The sequence below is a fragment of the Alcanivorax sp. DG881 genome, from assembly GCF_000155615.1.
In the GTDB taxonomy this organism is placed as follows: Bacteria; Pseudomonadota; Gammaproteobacteria; order Pseudomonadales; family Alcanivoracaceae; genus Alcanivorax.
In genome coordinates, this window is sequence record NZ_DS989915.1 from 1,737,281 (window position 1) to 1,759,267 (window position 21,987).

Genomic DNA, 21,987 nt, shown 5'->3' on the forward strand with positions numbered 1-21,987 from the left:
CTCAACCGTGAAATTTTGAACTTGTTCACAATTGCCAATCTTACGATAAAGGCTGACCGGCGGGCTATCACCCACACGCTACGCTGCTATAATGCGCGCCCCTGCGAAACCGCTGGCACGGTTTCGCCCACCATATTTGGAGCATCACTAGTGATTGAACGTCTGCGCAATATCGCCATCATCGCCCACGTTGACCACGGCAAGACCACCCTGGTGGACAAGCTGCTGCAACAGTCTGGCACCCTGGGAGATCGCGCCGGCGACATCGAACGGGTCATGGACTCCAACGATCTGGAGAAAGAGCGGGGCATTACCATTCTGTCCAAGAACACCGCCATCCAGTGGAATGACTATCGCATCAACATCGTGGACACCCCCGGCCACGCCGACTTCGGCGGTGAGGTAGAGCGGGTCATGTCCATGGTGGATTCCGTGCTGCTGCTTGTAGACGCAGTGGACGGCCCCATGCCGCAAACCCGCTTCGTGACCCAGAAAGCGTTCGCCGCCGGCCTTCGCCCAATTGTCGTGATCAACAAGATCGACCGTCCTGGCGCTCGCCCGGACTGGGTAATGGATCAGGTCTTCGACCTGTTCGACAACCTGGGCGCCACCGACGAGCAACTGGACTTCCCGGTCATCTATGCCTCTGCCCTGAACGGCATTGCCGGCCTGGACGCGGATGATCTGGCCGACGACATGACCCCGCTGCTGCAGGCCATCGTCGACAAAGTGGATTACCCGAACGTGGATGCTGACGGCCCTTTCCAGATGCAGATTTCCTCTCTGGACTACAACAGCTACCTGGGCATCGTCGGTATTGGCCGGGTCAAGCGCGGCAACATCAAGGCCAACAGCCCGGTGAAAGTGATCGGCGCCGACGGCAATGTCCGTAACGGCAAGATCCTCACCATCATGGGCTACCACGGCCTGGAGCGTGTCGATGCCACCACCGCGTCCGCTGGCGAAATCGTCTGCATCACCGGCCTGGATCCGCTGAACATTTCCGACACCCTGTGTGATCCGCTGAATGTGGAAGCGCTGACCCCGCTGAGCGTGGACGAACCCACCGTCAGCATGTTCTTCCACGTGAACACCTCACCGTTTGCCGGCCAGGACGGCAAGTTCGTTACCAGCCGCCAGATCCGTGAGCGCCTGGAAGCCGAACTCAAGCACAACGTGGCCCTGCGCGTGGAAGAAACCGGCAGCGCCGACCAGTTCCGCGTCTCCGGCCGTGGCGAGCTGCACCTGTCGGTACTGATCGAGAACATGCGTCGTGAAGGCTTCGAGCTGGCCGTAGGCCGCCCGCAGGTAATCATCCGTGAAGAAGACGGCGTGAAGCAGGAACCCTACGAAACCGTTGTGGCCGACGTGGAAGAACAGCATCAGGGCGCCATCATGGAGCATCTGGGTCTGCGTAAGGCCGAGATGACCAACATGGAACCGGACGGTAAAGGCCGGGTTCGCCTGGAATTTCTGGTACCCAGCCGTGGCCTGATCGGCTTCCGCAGCCAGTTCCTGACCCTGACTTCCGGCACCGGCATCCTCAACAGCACCTTCAGCCACTACGGCGAGCACAAGGCCGGCGACATGGCCAAGCGCATCAACGGTGTGCTGGTATCCATGGTGAAAGGCAAGGTGCTGGGCTTCGCCCTGTTCAACCTGCAGGAACGTGGCCGCATGCTGATCGACCCGAACGTAGATGTGTACGAAGGCCAAATCATCGGCATCCACAGCCGTGGCAACGACCTGGTGGTCAACCCCACCAAGGGCAAGCAGCTGACCAACATGCGCGCCTCCGGCACCGATGAGAACATCGTTCTCACCCCGCCGATCCGTTTCAGCCTGGAACAGGCGCTGGACTTCATCGAAGACGACGAGCTGGTGGAAGTGACCCCCAACTCCCTGCGTATTCGCAAGAAGCTGCTCACCGAAACCGAGCGCAAGCGCGCCGGGCGGTAATTAAGAGACGCAACACGCTGCACGCATCAAGCGCCACGCCTAAAAACGTGGCGTTTTTTGTGTCCGGTGGGTGCACCGCCAACGCGACTTTAACGCAATAGCATCAACACCAGCACCGCACCGATCACCAGCCCCACTATCAAACCCGCCATAAATCCCTGCCCGGCCAGCGGCGCTGCACCGGTAGTGGGCGCCCCCTCTCCCCGATCTGCCGGCTGGCTGGCCTCGAACTCAGCAATCACTTCCCGGGCCCGTGTTTCATCGTTGGCGGCCACCCATACTGTCGCCAGGCCCGCCGCCGGCAGCTCACCCATGCCGCCCTGCAACATATCGCCATGCACCTGGGCCATGATGCCCACCTGGTCCAGCAGGTTGGCCAGCATATGGGCTTCAATCATGTGTCGTGCCTGAAACACACACTTCACCAGCCCTCTCCTCTCGTTACGGGTTCACCGGGGTTTTCTCCACCACTTCCAGCAGTGTATAGCGCAAACTGCTGCCATCCGCCGGTGGCGATTCCACGTTTTCGACCTTCACACGCAGGGTGTACTGAAACCCCTCTTCGTAAGTAAAGCCCTCTACGTGGTTATAGAATAACTCCCAATTGGCATCGGCCTCATGCTTGACCCGCAAACACTCCATCACGCCGACACCAATGCATGCCGAGCCATAGGGCGCCACATACAGGAGCTGTCCCGGCTTGTCCTGCGGCGAAGGCTCATTGCAACCGGCCAGTAAAAACAACAACACCAAGGTCCCGCGTTTCCACATCATCATCCATGTCCTGTTATTCTTGTCGTAGCGCTTATCGTAGTTCTGATCAGTACCACGCCCACCCCGCCAAGGCAAAACCCGACATGCTGCATATCGCCCTGTTCGAGCCGGAAATCCCTCCCAACACCGGCAACATTATCCGCCTGGCCGCCAACACCGGCGCCCAGTTGCATCTGATTGAGCCATTGGGCTTTTCCCTGGAAGAAAAGAAACTGCGCCGTGCCGGCCTCGACTACAGCGAGTTCGCCGCATTACAGGTGCATCGGGATTTTGCCGCATTTCAGGAAAGTATCGCTGGCCAGCGGCTGTTCGCCATGACCACCAAGGGTAGCCGCCCCCATAGCGAAGCCTGTTTTCAGGACGGAGATGTTCTGTTATTCGGGCCGGAAACCCGCGGCCTGCCGGACCCCATTCTGAAAAGTCTGCCGCCAACACAGAGATTGCGCCTGCCCATGGTGGCGGATAGCCGCAGCCTTAATCTCAGCAATGCCGTTGCCGTAACGCTCTACGAGGCATGGCGGCAACTGGGATACGAAGGGGCAGTGGATAGTTAATAATGAATAATTAATAACGTCACGGGATAGATTTTTTCCGTATTGAACGCAAAGAAGCCGCGCCCATACTCTGGGCGCGGCTCTTGCATTCCGGCATAACAAACGCTGCTCTCGCAGCTTTTAATTATCCGTTATCAACCATTAATTGCAGTTTACTGAACGGTCTCGCCCGCCGCCGCAGCATTTTCCTGTTGCTGCTGACGCTGCTGCTGATACAGCGCATCGAAGTTGATCGGCTGCAGCACCATCTGCGGGAATGACCCCTTGGCCACCAGGTCCGACACCACTTCACGGACATACGGGAACAGCAGATTCGGGCAATACGCGCCGAGCAATTGCGCCCGCTCTTCGCCTTCGATGCCTTTCACGGTAAAGATACCGGCCTGCTTCACTTCCACCAGATAGAACGTCTTTTCTTCGGCTTCGTCCTTGGCGGTCACCGTCACGGTGATTTCCACTTCGAACTCATCGCCTTCACCAACACGGCGGGCGCTGTTGTTCAGCTGCACGTTCACCTTGGGTTTCCATTCCTGCAGGAACACTTCCGGTGCACCCGGGCACTCGAAGGACGTGTCTTTCAGGTAAATACGCTGCAGTTGGAAAACCTGTTGCTGTTCATCAGCCATGTTCTTCTCCTGTTACTGGCCTGCTCCGAGCAGAGCATCGAGCTCCCCCGCCCGCTCCAGAGCAAAAAGTTCATCACAGCCACCGATGGCGTGATCATTAATGAAAATCTGCGGCACCGTGCGGGCACCGCCGCGCTGCATCATGACTGCACGCTGCTGGGGCTCGCGATCCACATCGGTATCCTCGAACGCCACATTCTTGCTGTTCAGCAGCTGCTTGGCACGCACGCAAAACGGGCACCAGGCAGTGGTATACAGTTCGACTTTGGCCATCTCTGCCTCCTGCTTACTCTTTGACCACCGGCAGGCTGGCTGATCGCCAGGCGTTCAGGCCACCCTGAATGCGATACAGATCAGAAAAGCCCTTGGTGCGCAGTTGCCGTCCCAGATGTGAGGCCTTTGCCCCCATATCACAAGTCAGGATGAGGGGTTTGTCCTTGTATTTTTCCAGCTCTGCAATACGATCAAGCGCCTGCCCGGCGGGAATATTGATGCTACCGGCAATATGCCCGGTGCGGAACTCATCGCTGTCGCGCAGATCCACGATCACCGCATCCTTCTGGTTCACCATGTTGGTGGCCAACTGCGGCGTTAGCGACTGGCCGCCGCGGCGGGACTCAAGCACAAAAAACAGTGCCCACAACAGGAAAAAGGCGGACACCAGAATATAATGGTTGCTGGCGAATTCAATCAGATTGCCCATGGAAACCCCGGATCATTAGCGTTGGCTCTAATCGGCGCCAATGGTGCGGCGCCACTGTTTCCCCCGGGAAAGAAAGCCGAAGGAAAATCGGCGCCAAGTATACACATCCCCGGGCCGTTAAGGTAAAACCTCGCCATGACCCGACGATTACTGCTGCTTCTACTGCTCCCGGCCCTGCTCCCTGTTAGCGGGGTGGCGGACACCGCGCCCAGCAAGGCCCAGCTGGAGAAGCTCAAATCCCGCATCAGCGAATTGAGCGAGGCCCAGAGCCGCGAATTGCGCGAACGTGATTCCGTGCAGGCCAGCCTGCGCGAGGCGGAACTGCGCATCAGCCGACTGACCCGGGAACAACGGAACCTGGAAAAAAAGGCAAGCACCGCCCGGCAGCGCCTCGACAGCCTGGAGGCAGAACAGGCAGTGCTGGCCGCAGAAAAGCGCACCCAGCTGGACTGGCTGGGCAAAACCGTGCGCGCCAGTTATCAGGCCGGCCGCCAGGAACGCATCAAACTGCTGCTCAACCAGGAACAGCCCGACCAGATCGCCCGCCTGCTGCGCTACCAGGAATATTATCAGCGCGCCCGCAGCAACCGCCTCAAGGCCGTCAACGGTGAGCTTGATGAACTCAAGGCGATTGCCCTGCGGGTAGAGAAGGCCCGCCAGGTGCTGCTGGAAAAACGCACCGACGTGCAACGCCATGCGGACAAACTGCAAGACGCCCAGAAAGAGCGCCAGGCCACACTGGCATCACTGAACCGCTCACTGGATGATCGTGGCAGCAATCTTAACCAGCTCAAGGCAGATCAGCAGCGCCTGCAAACGCTGCTGGCAGACATGCAGCGCAGCCTCAATGACATTCCTGCCGACCTGGGCGGCAAGCCCTTCGGCAATCTGGCCGGCAAACTCCCCTGGCCCGTGGAGGCACGCATTTCCACCGGCTATAACAGCCGCCGGGAAGGGGCGCTACGTTGGCAAGGCGTCATTTTCAATGCTGCCCCGGGCACCCCGGTCCGGGCGATCCATGCCGGCCGCGTGGTGTTTGCTGACTGGCTGCGCGGCTACGGCCTGCTGACCATTGTTGATCACGGCAACGGCTACCTGACTCTTTACGGCTACAACCAGAGCCTGTTACGCGAGGTCGGCGAATGGGTGTCCGCCGGCGACAGCCTGGCCCTGGCCGGCAATTCCGGCGGCAACCGGACCAACGGTCTCTACTTCGAGATACGCCACCGGGGCAAGGCTGTGAACCCCACACGCTGGTGCAATCAGCGTGTTACACTGCCGCCATTGGCGCAAAATTGATGATGAACTTTGAAACGCGCACACCTTTTTTCTGTGCCCGCCGGGGATCCTGAATGCCAACAACCATCCTGCCCACGCTCCGTTCTGTCGCGCTCACCGGCCTGCTTGCCCTGAGCCCGCTCACCGCACTTCACGCCCAGGACCCTGCCCTTGATGAGCAGGCCCGCCAGCAAGGCGTCCCGGTGGACGAGCTGCGCGCCTTTGCCGAGGTCATGGAACGCATCCGTGCGGCCTACATTGAAGACGTGGATGACCGTGAACTGCTGGAAGCCGCCATCCGCGGCATGCTCCACGATCTGGACCCGCACTCCAACTACCTGACCCCGGACCAGTTCGACGACCTGCAGGTGACCACCACCGGCGAATTCGGCGGCCTGGGCATCGAAGTCACCATGGAAGACGGCTTTGTCAAAGTGGTCACCCCGGTGGATGACTCGCCCGCCAGCAACGCCGGCATTCTCGCGGGCGACCTGATCCTCAAAATCGACGATACCTTTGTAAAAGGGCTGACCCTGGGCGAAGCCGTAGAGCTGATGCGCGGGGAAATCGGCACCAAAATCGATTTGATGGTCCTTAGCGAAGGCGACGAAAAACCCCGCCAGGTAAGCCTCGAACGCGACCGCATCCAGACCCACAGCGTGAAATCAAAAATGCTGGAACCGGGCCTGGGCTACCTGCGCATTTCCCAGTTCCAGAACAACACTGGTGACGACGCCCGCAAAGCGCTGGACAAGCTCAACAAGGACAGTGCTCTTAACGGCCTGATTCTTGATCTGCGCAATAACCCCGGCGGCGTACTCAACGGCGCCGTGGAAGTCACCGACCTGTTCCTGGATGCCGGCCTGGTGGTGTACACCCAGGGCCGCGACAAGGCGAGCCGAAACGACTTTGATGCCAGCGCCGGCGATGCCCTGAACGGCAAACCGCTGGTGGTGCTGGTCAACGGCGGCAGCGCCTCCGCCTCGGAAATCGTGGCTGGCGCCCTGCAGGACCAGGAACGCGCCATCGTGGTGGGCAACCGCACCTTCGGCAAAGGCTCCGTACAAACGGTATTGCCGTTGAGCAAGGACCGCGCCCTGAAACTCACCACCGCCCGTTATTACACCCCAAAGGGTCGCTCCATTCAGGCAGAAGGGATTGAACCCGACATTGCCGTGGATGTGGTCACCAAGATCGAAGTACGCGAAGACATGCACCTGCGTGAAGCAGACTTGCCTCGCCACCTGGACAATGAAAACGGCGACAGCGAGAAAGAGAAGAAACGCAGCTCTCTGGCCGAGGACGATTACCCGCTGGCGCAGGCGCTCTCCATTCTCAAAGGCGTCGTCCTCACTCAACGCCCCGCCCACGCCTCACAGCCCGACCAGCCTTGATGACAGGCCGGTTACTGGCCCTGGGGTGGCTGCTCCTGGGGCTGCTGTTGAGCGCCAGCGCGCTGGCCGCACCACGCATTGCCATCATCATTGATGACCTGGGCTACAGCCGGCAACACGGCCAGGCCATTGTGGACCTGCCCGCGCCGGTCACCTGCGCGGTGATCCCCTTTTCCCCCCATGCCCGCCGACTGGCGGAGCGGGCCAGCCTGGCCGGCAAGGAAGTGCTGGTGCACATGCCCATGGCCGCGCAACGTCATCAGACCCTTGATCAGGGCGGCCTGCGGGACGGGATGGATGAGCCTCAACTGCTGGATGCGGTGCGCCAGGCCCTGAGCCAGATTCCCCAGGCCCGCGGCCTGAACAACCATATGGGCAGCGCGCTTACCGAACAGCAACAGCCCATGGGCTGGCTGATGACAGAGTTGAAGGCGCACCAGCTATTCTTTGTGGACAGCCGTACCAGCAGTCATTCCGTGGCACAGCAGATGGCCCGGCAGGTGGGGCTTTCCCACGCCGGGCGCGATGTCTTTCTGGATAATGAACGCAATCTGGTCAGCATCAATGAGCAGTTCAACCGGCTGATCCGGCTGGCCCGGCAGCGCGGCCAGGCGATTGCCATCGGCCACCCGTACCCGGAAACCGTGCACTACCTACAGCAGGTACTGCCCTTGATGCAAGACGCCGGCATTGAGGTGGTGCCGGTGTCCACGCTATTGAGCACCCCGGCAGTGACCACAGCCACCACCGGGAGCGAAGCTCACGCCGGGTCCTGATCCCGGTTTTTGCCGATACCGGTAAGTTTGGCGTAACCGATCATCAGGAAACCGAAAGCAAACATCAGCACACCGTAAACCGCAGACGGCACAGACATGGCCTCGGAATGCAGCAGGGTCAAGGTCACCATCAACCCCAGCGTACCGTTCTTGATACCCAGCTCGATGGCCACAGTGAATGCCTGATCCCGGCTCAAGCCGATCACCCGGCCACCCACCATGCCCAGAACAATACCGGCCAGATTGAGAATAATGGCGGACACCCCAGCCTGCTTGAACAGCTCCAGCGCCTCTTCACCCAGCTCCACCAGCAGCAGCGCAATCACCGCCACCATCACCGCCAGCCCCAGCAGGCCCACGGCCTTTTCGCCCTTTTCCGCCCAGTGCTGGCGGAAGTGACGAATAGCCATGCCGATGGCCACCGGCAACAGGATAATCACGAACAGGGTAATGATGGTGCGCATCACGGGCAGTTCCAGCGCTTTGGCGGTGTCCTGAAAGCGCTCCAGGGCCCAACCGGTAAACGCAGGCAGCGTGACAATGGTGATCAGGCTGGCGAGCACGGTCAGCACAATGGACAGGGCCACATCACCGCGCCCCAGATAGACAAACAGATTGGAGGTGGTACCGCCCGGGCAGGCGGCAATCACGATAAGCCCCACCGCCAACGCCGGCGACAGGTCCAGCGCCAGTGCCACGCCCAGGGCGATGAGCGGGAGCAGGAGTATCTGGCAAACCAGGCCATAGAAGGTGCCACGCGGGGCAACAACAACTTCGCGGAAATCTTTGGGGGTCAGGGTCATACCCATTCCCACCATGATCAAAAACAACGATAACGGCAGCCCGATATCAATCAACGCACCTGAACCCATTACAACTCTCCCGTGATTTTTTATGGTCTTGCAACGGGGGCAGCGCCCCCAAAACCTCGAGAGTAAAACAGGGTTCCATTTATAGCCAGTACGTAACGGCTAAAGTTGTGACAGGAGGTTAATCCAACCGAAAGAAGGCCGGGAGATGATCAGCCCAGGCGCATTTCCACGCCGGCCGACTGCATGAATTCCTTGGCCTGCTGCACCGAATATTCGCCAAAGTGGAAAATCGACGCCGCCAGCACCGCATCGGCGCCGCCCTGCTGCACACCGTCCACCAGATGCTGCAGGTTGCCGACCCCGCCCGAGGCGATCACCGGCACCGGCACCGCATCGGAGATGGCACGGGTCAGCGCGATGTCAAAACCGTTCTTGGTGCCATCACGATCCATGCTGGTCAGCAGGATTTCACCGGCACCGTAGTCGGTCATTTTGCGCGCCCACTCCACCGCATCCAGGCCCGTGGGTTTGCGGCCACCGTGGGTGAAGATTTCCCAGCGATTGGTGTCGCTTTCCGCGCTGACTTTTTTCGCGTCGATGGCCACCACAATACACTGGGAACCAAACCGCTCCGCCGCTTCACGGACAAACTCCGGGTTATGTACCGCCGCCGAGTTGATCGCCACCTTGTCCGCACCGGCATTCAGCAGGTTACGAATATCTTCCAGCGCACGCACGCCGCCACCCACGGTAAGCGGAATAAACACCTGGCTGGCGATCTGCTCCACTGTGTGCAGCGTGGTATCGCGCTCCTGATGGCTGGCGGTGATATCCAGAAAGGTAATTTCATCTGCACCGGCATCGTTATAGCGCTTGGCAATTTCCACCGGGTCACCGGCATCGCGGATATCCACGAACTGCACGCCTTTGACCACGCGGCCGGCATCCACATCCAGACACGGAATAATGCGTTTGGCTAAACCCATAATACGTCCCCGGCGCTCAGGCGCCGCTCAACTCATCGGACAGCGCCTGGCCTTCGGCAAAGTCCAGGGTGTTTTCGTAGATGGCACGGCCGGTAATGGCACCACTGATGCCCTGGTCAGCCACCGCACACAGGTTGCGCACGTCATCCAGATTGGTAATGCCGCCGGAGGCGATCACCGGAATCGACATGGACTGGGCCAGTCTCACGGTGGCATCCACATTCACGCCCTGCAGCATGCCATCGCGGCTGATATCGGTGTAAACAATGGCGGACACGCCGTCGTTCTCGAACTGTTTCGCCAGATCGATCACATCCACATCGGTCACGTTCGCCCAGCCATCGGTGGCCACTTTGCCGTCTTTGGCGTCCAGGCCCACGATGATGTGGCCGGGGAACTGCTCACACATGGCTTTGACGAATGCCGGCTCATTCACCGCCTTGGTGCCAATGATCACCCACTGCACCCCCGCATCCAGGTAGGCCTGAATAATTTCCGGGCTACGGATACCGCCACCAATCTGGATCGGCAGGTCCGGGTGGGCCTTGGCAATCGCCTTGACGATTTCGCCATTCACCGGCTCACCGGCAAAGGCCCCGTTCAGGTCGACCAGGTGCAAGCGGCGAGCGCCACGTTCCACCCAATGGCTGGCAACGGCAACCGGGTCGTCGGAGAACACGGTGTCGTCTTCCATACGGCCCTGCTTGAGGCGTACACATTTACCGTCTTTCAGGTCGATGGCGGGAATCAGTAACATCAGAATCTCTTTATCAAATTCATGGAAACCCGCCTTCCCCGGCCGGGAGAAGGCGGGCCGTGCAAGCCTGTTGCGTGCCGCGTGTAGCGTTTGTTTATGGCTGCCAGCGCAGGAAATTTTCCAGCAGCGTCAGACCGGCGTCAGCACTTTTCTCCGGGTGGAACTGCACGGCAAACACATTGCCCTGGACTGCGGCAGCGGCAAAGCTCAGGCCGTAGTCGCAACGCCCGGCTACCGCTTCGTCGGGCAAGCCGGTGACACAGTAACTGTGCACGAAGTAAAAGCGGGCATGGTTATCGATCCCCGCCCACATGGGGTGCGCCATGCCCTGCTGCACCTGGTTCCAGCCCATGTGCGGCACTTTCAGGCGGGCGCCCGTATCGCTGAACTGCTCACCGAAAAAGGTGACCTGCCCATCGAAAATGCCCAGGCAATCCACGCCGTTATTTTCTTCACTGCGGGCCATCATCGCCTGCATGCCGACGCAGATCCCCAGCAATGGCTTGCCGGCTTTCGCCACATCCCGGATCGCCTGATCCAGGCCGGTGTCTTTCAGAACGGCGATGCAGTCACGAATGGCGCCCACACCAGGAAAAACCACCCGGTCCGCCGCCCGGACCTGATCCGGGTCGCCGGTGATGATGATGGTCTGGCCATTGGCGACCTTTTCCAGCGCCTTGCCTGCGGAGTGCAGGTTACCCATGCCGTAATCAATAACGGCAACGACTTCACTCATATTCGGGAGCCTGTGCTGTACGGTTACTCGCTTTCGCTGAGGGTACCTTTGGTGGACGGGGTAATGCCGTCCATACGCGGGTCCGGCTCCACCGCCATACGCAGCGCGCGGCCAAAGGCCTTGAACACGGTCTCAGCCTGATGGTGGGCGTTCTTGCCGCGCAGGTTATCGATATGCAGGGTAATCATGGCGTGATTCACGAAGCCCTGGAAAAACTCGTAGAACAGGTCCACGTCGAAGCCACCGATGCTGCCCCGGGTGAAGTCCACAAACATTTCCAGGCCCGGACGGCCGGACAGGTCCAGCACCACCCGTGACAGGGCTTCGTCCAGAGGCACGTAGGCGTGACCGTAACGGCGCACCCCTTTCTTGTCACCGATGGCCTTGGCGAAGGCCTGGCCCAGCGTGATGCCGATATCTTCCACCGTGTGGTGGGCATCGATGTGCAGGTCACCCTTGGCCTTGATGTCCAGATCGACCAAACCATGACGTGCCACCTGATCCAGCATGTGCTCAAGGAACGGCAACCCGGTATCCAGTTTGCACTGACCGGTGCCATCCAGATTGATGGTGGCTTGAATCTGGGTTTCCAGGGTGTTGCGCTCTACGGTAGCGCTTCGCTTGCTCATCTATACCTCCCAGGCATTGGACCGGCTATTATACGCACCCCAACAGAAGCTAACCAGCGGAGAGCGTCGATGCCCATCAGCGTAGAAGCCCATGCCCTTACGGAAACCCAGTGCGAAGCCTTTGCCAAGGTGCTGCGTGATGCCCCGCAATACCGCCAGAAGCTGGCCGATGCGGTGGCTGGCGGGCAAGGGCGGCTGTTCGCTGCCCACTTCAATGGGCAGCGCGTGGCTATCGCCCTGATAGAAGAAAACCAGCCGCAGCTGGCCTGGATGGTCGTGCATCCCGCCACTCAGGGGCGCGGCGTGGGCAAGGATTTTCTGCGCCTGATCGGTCAGCAGCTGGGAGAAACGCTCACCCTGCCCAAACACTGCCAGCAGCAGCCCGGCCTATAACTGAGCCAGCGGCAACCGGATATGCAGCGCAAACCCCCGCCCGGGTCCGGCGCTTTCCGCCCACAGAGAACCGCCCACCTGCTCAACCATCACCCGCGCCATGGCCAGGGACAGGCCAAAACCTTCTTCATGGTGACGTGATCCCATCACGAAGAATGGTTCGAGGATATGCTCCAGCTGCTCCGCGGTAGCCCCCCTGCCTTCATCACGAATACAGAGTTCGGCATGGCCCGCCGGCACATCCACGGTGCTGCTGACTTCCACGCTATCGCCTTCGGCACTGAAGCGCAGCGCATTATCCAGCGCCATGGTCAGCACTTCACGCAACTCCCCTTCACAGGCTCGCACCTGCAAATTCGGTGAAATCCGGTTACGCACCGCCACACCGCAAGTCTCTATCCGCGCCGCCTGGTCACGCAAAATGGCGTCGAACATCCACATGGGCTGACAGCTGGCCTGCAACGGCGGCTGGTGGCGGTCGGAGAGATCAAAATACCGCAGTGAGGTGCTGACGATCCCCGTGAGGCGCCGCTGCCCCTTGCGCACCATTGCCCACACATCCACCTCTTTCTCACCCGGCCCCTGCCCGGATTGCCCCAGTGAATCGGCCGCGCCAATCCAGTTGATCGGCGTATTCAGCTCATGGCTGATGTACTGCAGGAACATGGATTTGTCCTGGTTCATCTGTTCGATATCCGCCAGGTGTCGCTCCAGGTTCTGCTGCGCCTCCACCGACAACTGCTTGCGCTCACTTTCCAGAAACCGGATCCGGTCGCCCAGCGCCAGTGACAACATCACCACCACCCACAGGGCACCGAAATGCGGCAGGTAAGGAACAATCACGCTATAGGGAATCAAGCCCAGGTTACCCAGGGCATACAGGAACACTGTCAGCAGAAATACGGACCAGGCCAGCACATACAACCGTGCCACCCGGAAGCCCTGGCGCCACACCACCCAACCCAGCCAGCTGAACAGCACCACCGTCATCATCACCACCACCGTGGACAGGTGATAGGAATACGGCGGCGGAATCACCCACTGCAACAGGAACGCCAGCCCGATCAGGATCAGGTAATGCTTGAGCAATCGGTCATAGCGCGGAAACCGCTGGGCCAACTGCAGAAACTGCCGTGAATACAGCGCCAGCGAGAGCCCGCAGGTATAGGTGGTCAGCCAGAAATATTCATTGATCTTGGGGGTCTCCGGCCACAGATACTGCAATCCAAAGCCGCTGACGCAGATATTGAAAAACAGCACCCCGGTCAGAAACACTACAAAGTGCAGGTGCACATTGTCACGCAGGGACAGAAACAGCAGCAGGTTGTAAATCAACATGATGGTCAACGAACCGTAGAACAGCCCCTGCAGCAACTGCTCCAGATAGGTGTACTCCACCAGCCCCTTGGCACTGTAGAGCATGGGCATCATGTTCAATGCGCCCTTGCCGCGCACCTTCAGATAGTACTCACTCACCCCGTCTGGCAGCGATTCCAGATTGAACACAAAAGAGCGGTGGTCCATGGGCCGCCGCCCAAAGGGGCGTGTATCCCCCACCGCGTATTCCCGGAACTCGCCACCCGGCTGCGGCACGAACAGGGTCAGCTCATCGAGAATCGGATAGCGCTCCACCAGGAACCAGCTACGCCCATCCATCTGGCTGGCATCCAGCTGAAAACGCAGCCAGATCGTGCTTTTGGTAAAACCGAAATTCAGGGTGTTGCTGTCACTTTGGCGAAAACGACTGGCAAACTGGTCGCGGATCTGGCTCAAGGTCCAGTTGCCTTCCGGGTCCTCCAGCACGTCCACCCGGGCCCCCAACTGAACGCTATCCCCCGCCGAAACCAGTGCAATGGGCTCGGCACGCACCATGCCCCCCGCCAACAGCAGCACCATCAAGACAACAACATGGAACTTTCGCAAACGCTCTTCCCCTAACGTCACAATAACAATCACGAATAATGCTACGGTATGGTCAGTGAATCCCCACTGCTATAATCACGGTCCAACGACCAACGCGCAAGGAGTGCTACATGGGACGCCTGTTAAAAATTTTGCTGATCACTTTGTTTGCCATCATTGTGCTATTAGCTATTGCTGTTTTTGTGATCACGCAGGTGATTGATCCCAACGAGTTCAAGCCGGAAATCGAGAAACAGGCACAAGAACAGGCGAACCTGACACTGGACATTCAGGGTGACCTGGCCTGGCAATTCTGGCCCTCGCTGGGCGTGAGTCTTGGCCGCACCGAAGCCCGCATTGCCGATGACGAAGAGCTGTTCGCCGCCCTCGACGAAGCCAGCGTCAGCGTTGCCGTATTACCGTTGCTGTACGGCCAGGTGGAAATGGACGGCATCACCCTGGCCGGCCTGAATGTAAACCTGGTGGACGGTCCGGACGGCGCCAACTGGGAGCAGATTGGCCCGCAGACGCCGGCAGAAGACACCGCCGCTGAAGAAGAACCGGCGGCCGAAGACGAGGGCAGCAGCAGCCTGGACATTCCGCTGACCATTCCAAAAGTCGTGGTCAGCGACGGCAAGGTTCGCTACCGCAGCACCGCCGATGGCACCGACATCGTCGTCGAGCACTTTAATCTGAATGCCCAGGACGTGAACCTGGATGAACCCTTCCCGCTGCAGATGTCCCTGCGCTATCAGGACCAGAGCGACATGCGCGTGGACATGAATCTGGACACGGTACTGGCCGCCGATATCGACAATAACCATTTTGTCCTCAACCCGATGACACTGGATGCCAATATCGCCGGCGCCACCACCATGCCGGTGGATGTGCATCTGGAACAGAATCTGGATGTAAACCTGAACGAGGATACCGTCTCCATCAAGGACCTGCTGCTGCAAGCCGCCGGCACCGAGACCAAAGGCAACGTGGACATTAGCGCCCTCACCGGCGACATGCAGCTCAGCGGCAAGCTGGCCACCGCGCCCTTCGATGCCAACAAGGTGCTGGAAGCGATTGGCGAAGCGCCCATCGAAACCACCGACAGCCAGGCACTGAGCAAGATTGCCCTGGACGCCACCCTCGGCGGCGAGCCCGGCAGCGTCATGGCCAGCCCGCTGACCCTGACCCTGGATGACAGCACCCTCAGCGGCAGCGCCGGCCTGGCCAGCCTGGAAAGTGGCAAGATCATCTTTGATCTGGTGCTCGACAAGATCACCCTGGACGGCTACATGCCGCCTGCCAGTGGCGATACCGAAACCGCCGCAGCCGGCGGCGGCAAAACCGGCGGAACCGCCAGCCTGTCCAGTGACGAGCTGATCCCGGTGGACACCCTGCGGCCACTGCTGGTGGACGGCGAACTGGCCATTGGCACCGTAAAATACGACAGCATTACCGCCAGCGACATGAAATTTGCGGTCAGCGCCAAGAACGGTGTCTTGCAGCTGACCCGCGCCAGCGGCAGCACCCTGGGCGGCAGCTTCAGCGCCAAAGCCAAACTGGATGCCTCCGGCAGCACCCCGAAAATCACCGCCAGCAACACTGTCTCCAGCGTTCAGATCCAACCGCTGGTACAAATGGCACTGGAGGATGATCTGGCCAAAGGGGTGTTCGACATGAACGGCAGCTACAGTGCCAGCGGCAACAGCGAAAAAGCGCTGATGAACTCCGCCAAAGGCACTATCGATCTGTCCCTGGCCGACACCACCGTGCGCGGCCTGAATCTGTACAGCACCCTGGTTGGCGGCGTGAATGACATGCTCGGCCAGTTCCAGGGCCTGGCCACCGCCCTGATTCCCAGCCAGGAATCCGGCAAACTGCCCAGCGCCCTGTCCGAGGACACCAAGATTCTCGACCTGAAATCCAAGGCGCGGCTGGACAAGAACGTGGCGTATCTGGACAGCCTCTCTGCGGTACTGCAAAAAGGGGAAATCACCGGTAATGGCTGGATGAACATCCTCAACCAGGACTTCGACCTTAAGATCGGCATGCAATCGCCGGAACTGGGCACCTCCAAATACCTGACCGGCACCACCTGGCCGCTGCGTTGCGAAGGCAACCTGGGTGGCAGCCCCGCCAAATGGTGTGGCCCGGACAAGGATGGCTTCAAGGACATCGGCAAACAGGTCGCCGCCAACGCCACCAAAGACAAGCTGAAAGAAAAGTTCGGCATTGAAGGCGAAGGCGACACCACCGAAGAAGTGCTCAAGGATGCCGCCCAGAAGAAAGCCAAGGAAGAAGTGAACAAGCAGCTGCAGGACGGTCTCAAGAAGCTGTTTAATTAAGAGACGCTGCAGGCTTCACGCAGCAAGCGACACGCAGGCGGAAATGAGCGTTTGCTCATTTCCGCCGTTTTTTGTCCGGAGTGTCATGCCCAGCACATCCCTCACCCCGCAAGACTTCAGCCAGGCTCTACTCGACTGGTACGACCAGCATGGCCGCCAGGATCTGCCCTGGCAGCACCCGCGCACGCCCTATCAGGTGTGGGTGTCGGAAATCATGCTGCAACAGACCCAGGTCAGCACGGTCATTCCCTACTTCGAGCGGTTTATGGCGCGCTTCCCGGATGTCAAAACACTGGCACTGGCGGAGCAGGATGAGGTACTGCACCTGTGGACCGGGCTCGGTTACTACGCCCGCGCCCGCAACCTCCATAAATGCGCCCAACAACTGCTGGAGAACTATCAGGGCGAATTCCCGGACACCGTTGAGGAAGTGGCCACGCTACCCGGCATTGGCCCCTCCACCGCCGGCGCCATTCTTGCCCAGAGCCGCGGCGTGCGCGCACCGATTCTCGATGGCAATGTGAAACGGGTGCTCGCCCGGCTGCATGCGGTGCCCGGCTGGCCGGGCAAAAAACCGGTCGAAAGCCGACTCTGGGAGCTGTCTGAACACTACACGCCTCACGCACGGCTGGCGGACTACACCCAGGCGATCATGGACCTAGGCGCCACCCTGTGTCGCCGGGGCAACCCCGACTGCGCTAGCTGCCCGGTAAACCGCGGGTGCGAAGCCCACGCCAACGGTAACCCACAGGATTACCCCGGCAAGAAACCGAAAAAGGCCCTGCCAGTGCGCACCACCGTCATGCTTATCCTGCGCGACCGTAACGGCCGGGTCTGGCTGGAACAGCGGCCCCAGCAAGGCATCTGGGGCGGCCTGTGGTGCTTTCCACAAACCGACGATGAGTCACAGATGGACGACGCCCTGAGAGTCCGTGCGTTCGATGCCCGTGCTGATAGCCAGCCACTGGATCCGTTCCGGCACACCTTCAGCCACTATCATCTGGACATCGTCCCGCTGGAAGTGGCCGTGGACCCAGCCGGCACCCGTGACAGTGACGGTCGCTGGGTGGACCCGCAGTCTCCCGGCACGCTGGGCCTGGCCGCACCGGTGAAGAAACTGCTGGCGGGTCTCGACGCCCCACGCCAGTCACGCATGTTATAGTCCACCTCACATGTACCCGCCTACGGAGTTGCCATGAGCCGCACGGTAATGTGCCGCAAATACCAGACTGAACTGGACGGCCTCGACCGCCCCCCGTTCCCCGGACCCAAGGGGCAGGATATCTTCGAGACAGTCTCGAAAAAGGCCTGGCAGGAATGGCTGCACGAACAGACCATGCTGATCAACGAAAAGCACCTGAACGTGATGGACCCACAGGCACGCGCCTTCCTGGACGAACAGCGTGATCGTTTTCTGAACAACGAAAACTACGAAAAAGCAGAGGGATACGTGCCACCTGCTCACGATGCGAACAAATAAACGCCCACGGCTTGACGCCTCCGGCCCAAGCCGCTTTAATACGCGCCCTGATTGCCCGGATAGCTCAGTCGGTAGAGCAGGGGATTGAAAATCCCCGTGTCGGTGGTTCGATTCCGCCTCCGGGCACCATACAAGAAAGCCCCGCTCACAAGAGCGGGGCTTTTTTTTATGGCCACTGGCGGCGTATTTCCCCCATCAAGCCGCGAACCGGCCTCTACCCTCGCCTGACCTTCTGCGCTAACGTGCACACATCTCTCGCACTCCAGACAGGCCCTGTCACGTGTACCGTTTTATTGTATTTATTCTGTCACTGATGCTGTTCGCCGGTTGCGACCAGACACCCACCGGGCGGGACCAGCTGGCCCTGATGCCGGACACCATGATGGCGGATTTTGGCCGGCAGACGTTTCTGCAAATGCAGCAGCAGACTCCGGTGAGCGACGACGAGGCCGCCAACCGGGAAGTACAGTGCGTCGCCACACAGATACTCGCCCATCTAGCCAACCGGTTTCCCGGCAACGCGCTACCCCAGCGCTGGGAAATCGTGGTCTTTGCCGACCCGAGCCCCAACGCCTTCGCCTTGCCTGGCGGCAAGATAGGCGTCAACGAAGGCCTGCTGGCGGTGGCCACCAGCGATGACCAACTGGCGGCCGTGATTGGCCACGAGGTGGGCCATGTGCTGGCACGACACAGTAACGAGCGGCTGACCCAGCAGTTGGGAATCCGCACGGTGCTGTTTCTGGTCGGCATGTTCAGCGAAGGGGATGCAGATTCAGAGCGCATTATTCAGGCGCTGGGCATGGGCGCACAGCTGGGCATTGCCCTGCCCTTCAGCCGGGCCCATGAAGAAGAAGCGGATTTGATGGGGCTGGAGCTGATGGCCAGCGCCGGTTTTGACCCGCGCGAAAGCGTGCAGCTTTGGAAGAACATGGCCGCCACCGGGAGCGGACAGCCCCCGGAGTTCCTGTCCACCCACCCCAATCCCGGCAGCCGGATCGGCGCACAGGAAGAAAAAATGCAGGTGGCGCTACCGCTGTACCAGAAAGCCACACCGGCGGAATGCGAACCACAGTAATTCAGAAGCGAGCCACGCGTTTCGAGTAGCGAAAACCTGACCTCATTATTTTCTGGTTTTGCCTGTCGAAACTCGCTTCTCGCCACTCGAGACGGCCTTTGTCAGCCAACAGCCGCCTCTTTCACGGGCACGCTCTCAACCGCCGTCTGCCAGTGATAATCCTTCATGCTCACCCTCCAGGTGCGCGCCATAAACTGGAAAGTGGCATGGGGCCACAGGGCGGTATTGCGGCCATCGGCCTGCTGGTACCAGCTCATGCAACCACCGTTCTGCCATACCGTGCCTTTCAGCTCTTCCTGCAGTTTGTCGTTATAGCGATCCTGCACGTCCTGCTTCACATCCAGCCAGGCATCACCGCGCTTATCCAGCTTGGTGATGGCATCCATGATGTAGCGCACCTGACTCTCGATCATGAAGATAATGGAGTTGTGGCCCAGGCCAGTGTTTGGCCCCACCAGCTGGAACATGTTCGGGTAACCGCTGACCGTGGTGCCCAGATAGGCTTCCGATCCTGCTTTCCAGTCGTCATGCAATCGGTGCCCCGGTAACCCGGTAATGTCGAAATCCTTCATGTAAATACGCGGATCCACGATAAAACCGGTACCCAGTACCAGGCAGTCGGCCTGCTGCTCACTGCCATCGCTGAACACGATGCTGTTTTCACGAATTTCCTTCACGCCTTCGGTGACCAGCGACACATTGTCGCGGTTGAAGGTGGGGTAATAGTTGTTGGAAATCAGGATGCGTTTACAGCCCAGTGTGTAGCTTGGCACCAACTTGCGGGCCGTGGCCTTGTCTTTCACCTGGTAATGAATAAACGCTTTCAGGGCCGGCTCAGCCAGCTTGGCAAGGCGTGGATTGAAAATCGGCACCACCCGCGCTTCATTGCTCAGATACAGGCGCAGACGGTGCAGCTTGCGCAGGGCCGGGAAGCGGCGGAACATCCACTTGCTCAGGCCGGAATAGGCACGCTCATCGCGGGGAATGATCCACGGCGGCGTGCGCTGCACCACCGTCAGCTGGCCCGCTTCTTTGGCCACGTGGGGCACATACTGAATGGCGCTGGCGCCGGTACCGATGGACACCACCTTCTTGCCGGCCATGTCATAGTCATGATCCCACTGGGCAGAGTGGATGATCTTGCCTTTGAAGTTTTCCATTCCCTTGAAGTCAGGAAAAGACGGCACGTGCAAGGGGCCGCTGGCCAGCACCCAGTGCTGACAAACCACCTGGGACCCATCGGCCATATCCAGCGTCCACAGGGCCGCCTTGTCATCAAAATGGGCCCCGGTCACTTCGCTGTTGAAACGGGTGTACTGACGCAGGCCGTGCTTGTCGGTCACGCCCTGAATGTAATTGTGGATTTCCTGCTGGCCACTGTAGCGATGGCTCCAGTCCGGATTCCCCTCGAAAGAGAAGGAGTACATGTGCGACTGCACATCACAAGCCGCCCCGGGGTAGCTGTTGTGATACCAGGTGCCCCCCATGCCGCTGCCTTTTTCCAGCAGCACAAAGTCATCAATCCCGGCTTCGCGCAGCTTGATGGCCATACAGATGCCACCAAAGCCACCACCAACGATGGCCACTTTGACGCGACGGGTTTTCACATTGATACGGGCCTGACTTGTCATAGGTATTCTCCTTGGGATGCCGATGCATCTATCAATGCATGCACTCTAGCCTTGTCAGCGCCCTGTGAATACGTGTTAACCTGACTAAAAATTGATAATTCCGGCCATGTCTGAACGCTCGATTCTTGCACTGATCTACACCATCGACCTGCTCGAGACCGAGAAGGGAATCGACTGTGGCCCAGTGCTCGCCCGCCACGGGCTGGACCGGGGCAAGCTGGACCCCAACAGCGAAATCGGCCGGGACCGGGAGCTACTCATCTTTACCGAGCTGCTGCCCCGCGTAAACGACCCCATGCTGGGCTTCGATATGGGCAGCCGTTTCGGCTTTGCCGGCTACGGGCAGCTGGCCATGCTGCTGATGACCAGTGAAACGGCGTTCCAGGGATTCCAGTTCGGGGTCAAGTACCAGGCCCTGACCTACTTGTACGGCGAAATCGCACTGGTGCCCGGCGAACAGACGACCGCCCTGGAGCTGTACCCGATCCCTTTACCACCTGAAGTGAGCCGTATTCTGATCGACCGGGACATGGTGGGCACCTTCAAGCTGATCAACGACATCCAGACCCAGCTCAATCTTGACCTGAAACCGGTGGAGGTGTGGATGCCCTACCCGCGCCCGGCCCATGCAGAGGCTTTTGAGGACTATTTCGGCTGCCCGATCCGTTACGACCAACCCTATTGCAAGGCGGTGATTCGCAACCAGGACATGGGCATCCGCATGCCCGGTTATAACAAGATGGCCCAGGACATGTATCGCGAACAATGTGATGCCATGCTGGCCCGCCGCGAAGCGCCCACCGCAGACCTCGGCGGTCGCGTCGCGGCGTACCTGAATCTGTTTGTACGAAGCTTCCCCACCGCCGAACAAGTCGCCCAGGCCTTCGGTATTCCCGAACGCACTTTCCGACGCCAACTCAGCAAGGAAAATCGCCCTTTTCAGGGCATCATGGACCAGGTCCGGAAAGACAAGGCCCGGCGCTATCTGGAGGATTCAGAGCGTAGCGTGGCGGAAATTGCCGAACTGCTCGGCTACAGCGAGTCTGCCGCCTTCGTTCGGGCTTTTGAGCGATGGACGGGCGTAACGCCTGCCCGTCATCGTAGAGACAGGAACGGAATGAATAGTTAATAATGAATAGCTGCGCGAGCAGCTTTTATCGCTCTCTCAAACGTATGAGGC

At 59.7% G+C, this 21,987-nt stretch carries 23 protein-coding genes and 1 tRNA gene; 12 read left to right on the plus strand and 12 right to left on the minus strand.

All coding sequences use genetic code 11. From position 1 onward, the window contains the following. The first annotated feature begins 150 nt into the window (after positions 1–150). Positions 151–1,959, plus strand: a complete 1,809-nt coding sequence (typA, locus tag ADG881_RS07710; protein ID WP_007150754.1) for a translational GTPase TypA — start codon at positions 151–153, stop codon at positions 1,957–1,959. A gap of 89 nt (positions 1,960–2,048) precedes the next feature. Here typA and ADG881_RS07715 read toward each other — a convergent pair whose 3' ends face one another. Together ADG881_RS07715 and ADG881_RS07720 are read right to left on the minus strand one after the other, a co-directional pair. Beyond that, positions 2,049–2,384: a DUF2007 domain-containing protein gene (locus tag ADG881_RS07715; RefSeq protein WP_039926426.1), complete on the minus strand. Its 336-nt coding sequence runs from the start codon at positions 2,382–2,384 to the stop codon at positions 2,049–2,051. Positions 2,385–2,400: 16 nt separating this feature from the next. Next, the gene (locus tag ADG881_RS07720; RefSeq protein ID WP_007149900.1) at positions 2,401–2,736 is read right to left on the minus strand and encodes a DUF4377 domain-containing protein; all 336 of its coding nucleotides are present in this window, start codon (positions 2,734–2,736) and stop codon (positions 2,401–2,403) included. A gap of 80 nt (positions 2,737–2,816) precedes the next feature. On the opposite strand from ADG881_RS07720, the gene trmL reads away from it, so the two are divergent. Further along, positions 2,817–3,287, plus strand: coding sequence for a tRNA (uridine(34)/cytosine(34)/5-carboxymethylaminomethyluridine(34)-2'-O)-methyltransferase TrmL (gene trmL, locus ADG881_RS07725; protein WP_007149375.1), 471 nt, complete (start codon positions 2,817–2,819; stop codon positions 3,285–3,287). 152 nt (positions 3,288–3,439) lie between these two features. On the opposite strand, the gene secB is transcribed toward trmL, so the two are convergent. The 3 genes from secB to ADG881_RS07740 are packed head-to-tail and all read right to left on the minus strand — an operon-like array spanning position 3,440 to position 4,616. After that, complete coding sequence (gene secB, locus ADG881_RS07730; RefSeq protein WP_007150551.1) at positions 3,440–3,913, minus strand: protein-export chaperone SecB; 474 nt, start codon at positions 3,911–3,913, stop codon at positions 3,440–3,442. Between the two features lie 12 nt (positions 3,914–3,925). Further along, positions 3,926–4,186 (minus strand): glutaredoxin 3, encoded by a 261-nt coding sequence (gene grxC, locus ADG881_RS07735; protein ID WP_007150626.1) that lies wholly within the window; start codon positions 4,184–4,186, stop codon positions 3,926–3,928. A gap of 13 nt (positions 4,187–4,199) precedes the next feature. Then, positions 4,200–4,616, minus strand: coding sequence for a rhodanese-like domain-containing protein (locus ADG881_RS07740; protein WP_007150962.1), 417 nt, complete (start codon positions 4,614–4,616; stop codon positions 4,200–4,202). Positions 4,617–4,751: 135 nt separating this feature from the next. On the opposite strand from ADG881_RS07740, the gene ADG881_RS07745 reads away from it, so the two are divergent. Genes ADG881_RS07745 through ADG881_RS07755 form a run of 3 tightly spaced genes read left to right on the plus strand, consistent with a single transcriptional unit; the run spans position 4,752 to position 8,064 of the window. Beyond that, positions 4,752–5,915 (plus strand): murein hydrolase activator EnvC, encoded by a 1,164-nt coding sequence (locus ADG881_RS07745; protein WP_007149700.1) that lies wholly within the window; start codon positions 4,752–4,754, stop codon positions 5,913–5,915. Between the two features lie 53 nt (positions 5,916–5,968). Further along, the gene (locus ADG881_RS07750; RefSeq protein ID WP_007150938.1) at positions 5,969–7,288 is read left to right on the plus strand and encodes a S41 family peptidase; all 1,320 of its coding nucleotides are present in this window, start codon (positions 5,969–5,971) and stop codon (positions 7,286–7,288) included. Next, positions 7,288–8,064 carry a divergent polysaccharide deacetylase family protein gene (locus ADG881_RS07755; protein WP_007150907.1) on the plus strand — a complete coding sequence of 259 codons (777 nt, stop codon included), beginning with the start codon at positions 7,288–7,290 and terminating at the stop codon, positions 8,062–8,064. Before ADG881_RS07750 ends, ADG881_RS07755 begins: the two co-directional genes overlap by 1 nt. Here the strand turns inward: ADG881_RS07755 and ADG881_RS07760 are convergent. The 5 genes from ADG881_RS07760 to hisB form a co-directional block, all read right to left on the minus strand. Next, positions 8,049–8,936 (minus strand): bile acid:sodium symporter family protein, encoded by an 888-nt coding sequence (locus ADG881_RS07760; protein WP_007151092.1) that lies wholly within the window; start codon positions 8,934–8,936, stop codon positions 8,049–8,051. The genes ADG881_RS07755 and ADG881_RS07760 overlap by 16 nt on opposite strands. A gap of 149 nt (positions 8,937–9,085) precedes the next feature. Then, positions 9,086–9,862: an imidazole glycerol phosphate synthase subunit HisF gene (gene hisF / locus ADG881_RS07765; RefSeq protein WP_007150815.1), complete on the minus strand. Its 777-nt coding sequence runs from the start codon at positions 9,860–9,862 to the stop codon at positions 9,086–9,088. A gap of 16 nt (positions 9,863–9,878) precedes the next feature. Further along, positions 9,879–10,619: a 1-(5-phosphoribosyl)-5-[(5-phosphoribosylamino)methylideneamino]imidazole-4-carboxamide isomerase gene (hisA, locus tag ADG881_RS07770; RefSeq protein WP_007148976.1), complete on the minus strand. Its 741-nt coding sequence runs from the start codon at positions 10,617–10,619 to the stop codon at positions 9,879–9,881. 94 nt (positions 10,620–10,713) lie between these two features. Continuing rightward, complete coding sequence (hisH, locus tag ADG881_RS07775; RefSeq protein WP_007150969.1) at positions 10,714–11,355, minus strand: imidazole glycerol phosphate synthase subunit HisH; 642 nt, start codon at positions 11,353–11,355, stop codon at positions 10,714–10,716. A gap of 23 nt (positions 11,356–11,378) precedes the next feature. Further along, complete coding sequence (gene hisB, locus ADG881_RS07780; protein ID WP_007148968.1) at positions 11,379–11,984, minus strand: imidazoleglycerol-phosphate dehydratase HisB; 606 nt, start codon at positions 11,982–11,984, stop codon at positions 11,379–11,381. Between the two features lie 69 nt (positions 11,985–12,053). Between hisB and ADG881_RS07785 the strand changes: the two genes are divergently transcribed. Beyond that, positions 12,054–12,377, plus strand: coding sequence for a GNAT family N-acetyltransferase (locus ADG881_RS07785; RefSeq protein ID WP_039926428.1), 324 nt, complete (start codon positions 12,054–12,056; stop codon positions 12,375–12,377). Here the strand turns inward: ADG881_RS07785 and ADG881_RS07790 are convergent. Further along, positions 12,372–14,333, minus strand: a complete 1,962-nt coding sequence (locus tag ADG881_RS07790; RefSeq protein ID WP_007149266.1) for a sensor histidine kinase — start codon at positions 14,331–14,333, stop codon at positions 12,372–12,374. The two genes, ADG881_RS07785 and ADG881_RS07790, sit on opposite strands and share 6 nt — an antisense overlap. A 77-nt stretch (positions 14,334–14,410) precedes the next feature. Between ADG881_RS07790 and ADG881_RS07795 the strand changes: the two genes are divergently transcribed. From ADG881_RS07795 to ADG881_RS07815, 5 genes are all read left to right on the plus strand, one after another. Beyond that, the gene (locus ADG881_RS07795) at positions 14,411–16,621 is read left to right on the plus strand and encodes an AsmA family protein (protein WP_007149063.1); all 2,211 of its coding nucleotides are present in this window, start codon (positions 14,411–14,413) and stop codon (positions 16,619–16,621) included. 85 nt (positions 16,622–16,706) lie between these two features. Next, a complete protein-coding gene (gene mutY, locus ADG881_RS07800; RefSeq protein WP_007150513.1) occupies positions 16,707–17,783 on the plus strand; it encodes an A/G-specific adenine glycosylase in 1,077 nt (358 codons plus the stop codon). Positions 17,784–17,816: 33 nt separating this feature from the next. After that, positions 17,817–18,101: an oxidative damage protection protein gene (locus ADG881_RS07805; RefSeq protein ID WP_007149934.1), complete on the plus strand. Its 285-nt coding sequence runs from the start codon at positions 17,817–17,819 to the stop codon at positions 18,099–18,101. A gap of 53 nt (positions 18,102–18,154) precedes the next feature. Beyond that, positions 18,155–18,230, plus strand: a tRNA-Phe gene (locus tag ADG881_RS07810). Between the two features lie 151 nt (positions 18,231–18,381). Further along, positions 18,382–19,176, plus strand: coding sequence for a M48 family metallopeptidase (locus ADG881_RS07815; protein ID WP_007150921.1), 795 nt, complete (start codon positions 18,382–18,384; stop codon positions 19,174–19,176). 101 nt (positions 19,177–19,277) lie between these two features. Here the strand turns inward: ADG881_RS07815 and ADG881_RS07820 are convergent, their stop codons facing one another. Next, on the minus strand, positions 19,278–20,807 hold the full coding sequence (locus tag ADG881_RS07820) for an NAD(P)/FAD-dependent oxidoreductase (protein WP_007150982.1): 1,530 nt from the start codon (positions 20,805–20,807) through the stop codon (positions 19,278–19,280). A gap of 106 nt (positions 20,808–20,913) precedes the next feature. On the opposite strand from ADG881_RS07820, the gene ADG881_RS07825 reads away from it, so the two are divergent. After that, the gene (locus tag ADG881_RS07825) at positions 20,914–21,936 is read left to right on the plus strand and encodes an AraC family transcriptional regulator (RefSeq protein WP_007148492.1); all 1,023 of its coding nucleotides are present in this window, start codon (positions 20,914–20,916) and stop codon (positions 21,934–21,936) included. The last annotated feature ends 51 nt before the right edge of the window (positions 21,937–21,987 follow it).

Bases quoted from the DNA above. Each gene is read 5' to 3' on its own strand.
- ADG881_RS07820 (WP_007150982.1), bottom strand. From the start codon at position 20,807: ATGACAAGTCAGGCCCGTATCAATGTGAAAACCCGTCGCGTCAAAGTG.
- mutY (WP_007150513.1), top strand. From the start codon at position 16,707: ATGCCCAGCACATCCCTCACCCCGCAAGACTTCAGCCAGGCTCTACTC.
- secB (WP_007150551.1), bottom strand. From the start codon at position 3,913: ATGGCTGATGAACAGCAACAGGTTTTCCAACTGCAGCGTATTTACCTG.
- ADG881_RS07720 (WP_007149900.1), bottom strand. From the start codon at position 2,736: ATGATGATGTGGAAACGCGGGACCTTGGTGTTGTTGTTTTTACTGGCC.
- ADG881_RS07760 (WP_007151092.1), bottom strand. From the start codon at position 8,936: ATGGGTTCAGGTGCGTTGATTGATATCGGGCTGCCGTTATCGTTGTTT.
- ADG881_RS07740 (WP_007150962.1), bottom strand. From the start codon at position 4,616: ATGGGCAATCTGATTGAATTCGCCAGCAACCATTATATTCTGGTGTCC.
- trmL (WP_007149375.1), top strand. From the start codon at position 2,817: ATGCTGCATATCGCCCTGTTCGAGCCGGAAATCCCTCCCAACACCGGC.
- ADG881_RS07805 (WP_007149934.1), top strand. From the start codon at position 17,817: ATGAGCCGCACGGTAATGTGCCGCAAATACCAGACTGAACTGGACGGC.
- ADG881_RS07795 (WP_007149063.1), top strand. From the start codon at position 14,411: ATGGGACGCCTGTTAAAAATTTTGCTGATCACTTTGTTTGCCATCATT.
- ADG881_RS07755 (WP_007150907.1), top strand. From the start codon at position 7,288: ATGACAGGCCGGTTACTGGCCCTGGGGTGGCTGCTCCTGGGGCTGCTG.
- grxC (WP_007150626.1), bottom strand. From the start codon at position 4,186: ATGGCCAAAGTCGAACTGTATACCACTGCCTGGTGCCCGTTTTGCGTG.
- ADG881_RS07750 (WP_007150938.1), top strand. From the start codon at position 5,969: ATGCCAACAACCATCCTGCCCACGCTCCGTTCTGTCGCGCTCACCGGC.
- ADG881_RS07825 (WP_007148492.1), top strand. From the start codon at position 20,914: ATGTCTGAACGCTCGATTCTTGCACTGATCTACACCATCGACCTGCTC.
- ADG881_RS07745 (WP_007149700.1), top strand. From the start codon at position 4,752: ATGACCCGACGATTACTGCTGCTTCTACTGCTCCCGGCCCTGCTCCCT.
- hisA (WP_007148976.1), bottom strand. From the start codon at position 10,619: ATGTTACTGATTCCCGCCATCGACCTGAAAGACGGTAAATGTGTACGC.
- hisH (WP_007150969.1), bottom strand. From the start codon at position 11,355: ATGAGTGAAGTCGTTGCCGTTATTGATTACGGCATGGGTAACCTGCAC.
- hisF (WP_007150815.1), bottom strand. From the start codon at position 9,862: ATGGGTTTAGCCAAACGCATTATTCCGTGTCTGGATGTGGATGCCGGC.
- hisB (WP_007148968.1), bottom strand. From the start codon at position 11,984: ATGAGCAAGCGAAGCGCTACCGTAGAGCGCAACACCCTGGAAACCCAG.
- ADG881_RS07785 (WP_039926428.1), top strand. From the start codon at position 12,054: ATGCCCATCAGCGTAGAAGCCCATGCCCTTACGGAAACCCAGTGCGAA.